The following is a 4,921-nucleotide window of genomic DNA, read 5'->3' on the forward strand; positions in this document are numbered from 1 at the left end:
CGGCCTGGTCGGGAACGTCACGACGAAATTCACCGCCACCGCGCCGATGCAGTTCTTGACGCTCTCGTCCTAGTCGCCGACTAAATCAGGCCGACGAGGCTGAACCAGCCCGTCGAGCCGCCGTAGCCGCTCCCTCACCACTGTCTCCAACCGTGCCGACTCATCAAACGCCGCAAGCAATTCCGTCTTCAACCGCGCTACCTTCTGGTCGATCGGTTCGCCGTCGTCCGCGAGTTCCGGAGCACCGACGTACCGACCCGGCGTCAGCGCATAGTCCGCGGCCTTGATATCGGCCATCGTAACTGATCTGCAGAACCCCGGAATGTTCTCGTAGACAACGCCTTTCGCGACAGCCGATGAAGACCCCCGCCAGGCGTGATAGGTGTCGGCAATTCGCACAATGTCCTCGTCACTGAGTGCCCGCTCGGCGCGGTCCAACAGGTAGCCGAACTCGCGCGCATCGATGAACAGCACCTGCCCCGATCGATCGACCGAACCCTGCTCGCCCGCCGTCTTGTCCTTGGCAAAAAACCACAGGCAAACCGGAATCGCGGTGCTACGGAACAACTGCGTCGGCAGCGCGATCATGCAGGACACCAGGTCGGCTTCCACAATCTGCGCACGAATAACACCCTCCCCGTTGGAGTTCGACGACATCGACCCGTTGGCCATCACCACGCCAGCCTTGCCGCCCGGCGTCAGCTTGGACAAGATGTGTTGAATCCACGCGTAGTTGGCGTTGTTGGCCGGCGGCACACCGAACCGCCACCGCGGGTCGTCCACGTTGCGCACCCAATCCTTGATATTGAACGGCGGATTGGCCATCACGTAGTCCATCTGAACATCGGCATGCTGATCGCAGGCAAACGTGTCGGCCCACCGGCTACCCAGACCACTGTGGTCGATGCCGTGGATGGCAAGATTCATCTTGGCCATGCGCCAAGTCTCCTCGATGCTCTCCTGCCCATAAACCGCAATATCTTTGGTGTCGCCGTGGTGGTCGGCGATGAACTTCTCGGTTTGCACGAACATGCCACCCGACCCACAGCACGGGTCATACACCCGCCCCTTGGTGGGTTCAAGCACCTCGACTATCACCTTCACCACACTGGGCGGGGTGAAGAACTCGCCGCCTCGCCTACCTTCCGCACGGGCGAAATTGCCCAGGAAATATTCGTAGACCTCCCCCATCAGGTCACGCGCGCGGTGTGCACCACGCCGGCTGAACCGGGCGTTGTTGAACAAATCGATCAACTCGCCGAGTCGCCGCTGATCGATATTGTCCCGGTTGTACAGCTGCGGCAGCATGCCGGCCAGCGTCGGGTTGGCCTCCATCACGGCGTCCATCGCCTCGTCGATGAGCTGACCGATATTCTTGCTGGGCCCAGCGTCGTCGCCCGGTCTGCCTTTGGCGTTGTCCGCCAGAAACTTCCATCGCGCGTTGGCGGGCACCTCGAATACGTGCTCGGCGTACTCCTCGAACGCATCCGAAATATATCTCAGAAAAACCAAACCGAGGATCACGTCCTTGTACTGGCTAGCAGACAGCGACCCGCGCAACTTGTCCGCGGCCTTCCAGAGCGTATCTTTGAGCTCCTTCGATGGCGACGGTGCTTGCGGCCGAGGCTTCTTCCGCGGCGGCATCGCGTATGTCCTTCCTATTTCCTGGTACTCGACCCGGACCGCCGGATCGTCGTCGTTGCCGCGACGCGACAATCCACCGTGTCCGCGGACCGTACCCGGCCGGACATCAACAGCGGGAGCACTTGATCGCGCACCGATGCCAAAGCGGCGGATTCGGCTCGTCGGCGCTCACACAAAGCACCGAGTTCGGTAATCGTCTGAGCTGAGCGAGCATCCAGGCAACGCACGTCACGCACCATCACATCGAGGAGTTGGCGCGGTTGGATCCGCTGTCGGCTCCCCGTCATTCCCGCAGACATTCTTTGGAGGGCGGCGGAGACATCGGGTTGCCGCAATGCCGACCACAGGACGGAGGTGTCAACGCCGATCGGTCGCAGCACAACGAACTCAGTACTTGCCAAAGCCGTCGCCAATGGAAGCTGCGGGACGTTCCAGATCCGCGGGATTCTGGGATTCATCTTCGAGAACAGCACGCATGGCTCCGTCAGCACGAACTTGGCGCTCTTGATTTTGTTGGAATCCACCAGGTTTGGTTGTGCGGCGCGGTCAAACGCCGGAAAGCTATAGTGCGCGACCACGCCGTGCATATCCCGCGGTTCGGCGCACGTCGCTGCCCGCTGCGCCAAGTCCGACAGCCTGACGCGTTCCGCGACCTGCTCAACCAACGTCGTCATCAAGACCTCCGCGGATGCGATCATGCGATTGTTGGCGGCGACCTTGTCGTCCAGGGCGGCCAGGGTGGTGCCGATCAGCGCCCGCTCGGCTTTGTCCGCAACGCGAATCGGAACGTTACGCAGAATGCCCTGATTGAGCAGGGGCTGGCCCGATCCCGCTCGAAACCTGTTGAGTCCGCAATGCTGCAGTGCGTAATACCAATACCGCGTTTCCTCGGGGTCGTCCGGACGGCAAACCAGGGCGTTGTCGCTAACCCACGCATCGCCGTGGCAATAGTGCAAGCTTCCGCAGAAAGAACCCACCCGACCGATCACTATCAACGGGCCGCGGGCATTGCGTTCGGACGTATGTCCGATCACGCCGTTGGCGCCGTACACCGGATAGCGGCCACCTGCCTCCCGGGCCGGCGAAATGTCACCGGCGCGGAAGTCCAGATAATCCCCAAGCACGGCGTTCACCAGCCGGACCGCCTCCCAACCCGGCGCAACTCGGCCGCCAAATCGCCGCGGTCGGATACCGTGACATCGCCCAGCTCCAGCCACCGCGCCATCGATCGGAGCTCGCCGGCCAGGGCGGCGGCGACCGTCGCGGGCTTCACATCGGGTTCACCGAAGGCGCCTACCACGCGCAGGGTGTCTGCGGCACGGTCGGCTTTGAGGTCCACCCTGGCCACCAATTGCCCGTCCAGCAGCAGCGGCCACACGTAGTAGCCGTACTGGCGCTGCGCGGCCGGGGTGTAAATCTCGATGCGGTAGTGGAAGTTGAAGATTCGCTCGACTCGCGGCCGGAAGAAGATGAGCGGATCGAACGGGCAGAGCAGCGCGGTGCCGCGATCTAGGCGCGGGACGGTGCGACCGGCCCGCAGGTAGGCCGGCGCCGCCCACCCGTCGACGTCCACCGGCTCGATCTCACCGGCCGCCACCAGGTCGGCGATCGCCGGTTTGATCTGCTTGGCCGACAACCGGAAGTAGTCACGGATGTCGGCCTCGGTCGCGACGCCCAGCGCGGTCGCGGCGCGCAGCGCCAGTTCCCGGACGGCTTCCTCGTCGTCGACGTGGCGGGACAGCACCTCGGCGGGCAGCACCCGTTCGGTCAGGTCGTAGTGCCGGGCGAAGCCGACCCGGGTGGCGGTGGTGAGCACCCCGGACGCGAACAGCGCCTCGGCCACCCACTTGGTGTCGCTGCGGTTCCACCAGGGGCCCTTGCCGCGGCGCGGTTCGGCCGCCAGATGCGCTTCGATCTGCCCGGCGGTGCTGGGCCCGAGTTCGGTGACGGCCGCGACGACGTCATCGAGCAGTTGCGGATTGGCCTGGACGATGTGCTTGCCCCAGCGCCCGTGCCGGTACTCCCGCATGCGCCAGCGCAGCAGCGGCCAGTCGTCGACGGCCATCAGCGCCGCTTCGTGCGCCCAGTATTCGACCAGCAGCCGACCCTTCGTCGGGCGCCCGCGTGATTTGTCCGACTCCTCCCCGGGCCGCTTCCCAGCCCGCATCGTCGTCGGACCCCCGCTTGATTTGTCCGACTCCTCCCCGGGCCGCTTCCCAGCCCGCATCGTCGTCGGACCCCCGCTTGATTTGTCCGACTCCTCCCCGGGCCGCTTCCCGGCCCGCATCGTCGTCGGACCCCAACAGGCACGGTCCAGGACATCGCGGTCATAGGGGCCGAGCCGACTGAACACCGGAGCGTAGTGCGCCCGCACAGCCACCGAGACCGAGTCCAGCTGCAGTACCTGGATCCGCGAGATCAGCCGGCGGAGGTGGGCGCGGGTGATGGAGCCCGTAGGGCGCGGCTCGCTAAACCCTTGTGCCGCAACGGCTATTCGCCGGGCTTGGGCGGCGGTGAGCCTGCCGTTCCGGATCGACACGGCGCCGAGAATAGCGGCCCCCTTTCGCTGCCCTGAGCGGGAGGCTACTAGACCGGCTCGGCCGGGCTCAGCCCGTGCTGACTTTTTCGTCCGTCGGCGCCGCCGTGGTCGCCTGCGCGTCCGCGTACGCCTTTTCCAGCGCGGCCGGGACGGCGTCGAGGTCGCGGTAGACGGCCATCAGCTGTTCGAGGATCCTGATGCGTTGCGCACGCGCCTCGTCCACCGCGCGCTGCGCCTGCTCGCGTTCGAAATCGGCCTGCTGCTTGGCGTCGGCGAGGAGCTGGTCACGTTCCTGCTGTGCGTTCCGCCAGGCTTCGTCGACCGCCGCCCGGGTCTCGGCCCGCAGGTCGGCCATCTCCTCGTCGAGCTTCTTGCGGGCTTCCTCGTTCTCGGCTTGCATCGCCTTCTGCTGGGCGACCATCTCCGCCACCTGCTCTTCGTGCCGGCGCCGCTCGGCATCGGCCTCCGCCTCGGCCGCCGCGATCAACTCCTCAGCCTCGGCCCGCGCCTCGGCCTGCATCTGGGATACCTCGTCCACGGCACTTCGCAGCATCTTGGCCATCCGCTGCTGCACCGCGTGCGGCGAGGACGAGGTCTCGGTCAGCTGGGCGACCTCCTTGCGCAGGGCGGCCACCTCGTCACCGGACTCCCGCAACCGGGCGCGGAGGTTCTCGACGTCGTCGCGCAGCAGCTGCTGCTTGGCGATCAGAGTCTCGATGTGGGCGTCTACCGCGCCGG

Annotated in this window: 4 protein-coding genes; all 4 read right to left on the bottom strand. The window is 65.5% G+C overall.

What is annotated here, in order from left to right; all coding sequences use genetic code 11:
* Positions 1-69 precede the first annotated feature (69 nt).
* Positions 70-1,644: a class I SAM-dependent DNA methyltransferase gene (locus A9X01_RS11500; protein WP_065120908.1), complete on the bottom strand. Its 1,575-nt coding sequence runs from the start codon at positions 1,642-1,644 to the stop codon at positions 70-72.
* Between the two features lie 14 nt (positions 1,645-1,658).
* Entirely contained in the window at positions 1,659-2,777 is a 1,119-nt protein-coding gene (locus tag A9X01_RS11505) for a restriction endonuclease subunit S (protein WP_065120906.1), read from the bottom strand.
* Entirely contained in the window at positions 2,774-4,177 is a 1,404-nt protein-coding gene (locus A9X01_RS11510) for a winged helix-turn-helix domain-containing protein (protein WP_253849080.1), read from the bottom strand. The genes A9X01_RS11505 and A9X01_RS11510 overlap by 4 nt, the downstream gene beginning before the upstream one ends.
* Before the next feature lie 73 nt (positions 4,178-4,250).
* Positions 4,251-4,921: coiled-coil domain-containing protein (locus A9X01_RS30465; RefSeq protein ID WP_172832493.1), on the bottom strand; the 671-nt coding region annotated here is incomplete at its 5' end.

It is taken from the genome of Mycobacterium asiaticum (assembly GCF_001668675.1).
In the GTDB taxonomy this organism is placed as follows: domain Bacteria; phylum Actinomycetota; class Actinomycetes; order Mycobacteriales; family Mycobacteriaceae; genus Mycobacterium; species Mycobacterium asiaticum_D.

What these genes read in the sequence shown, in the direction of transcription:
- A9X01_RS11500 (WP_065120908.1), bottom strand. Translation starts at nt 1,644, where the DNA reads ATGCCGCCGCGGAAGAAGCCTCGGCCGCAAGCACCGTCGCCATCGAAG.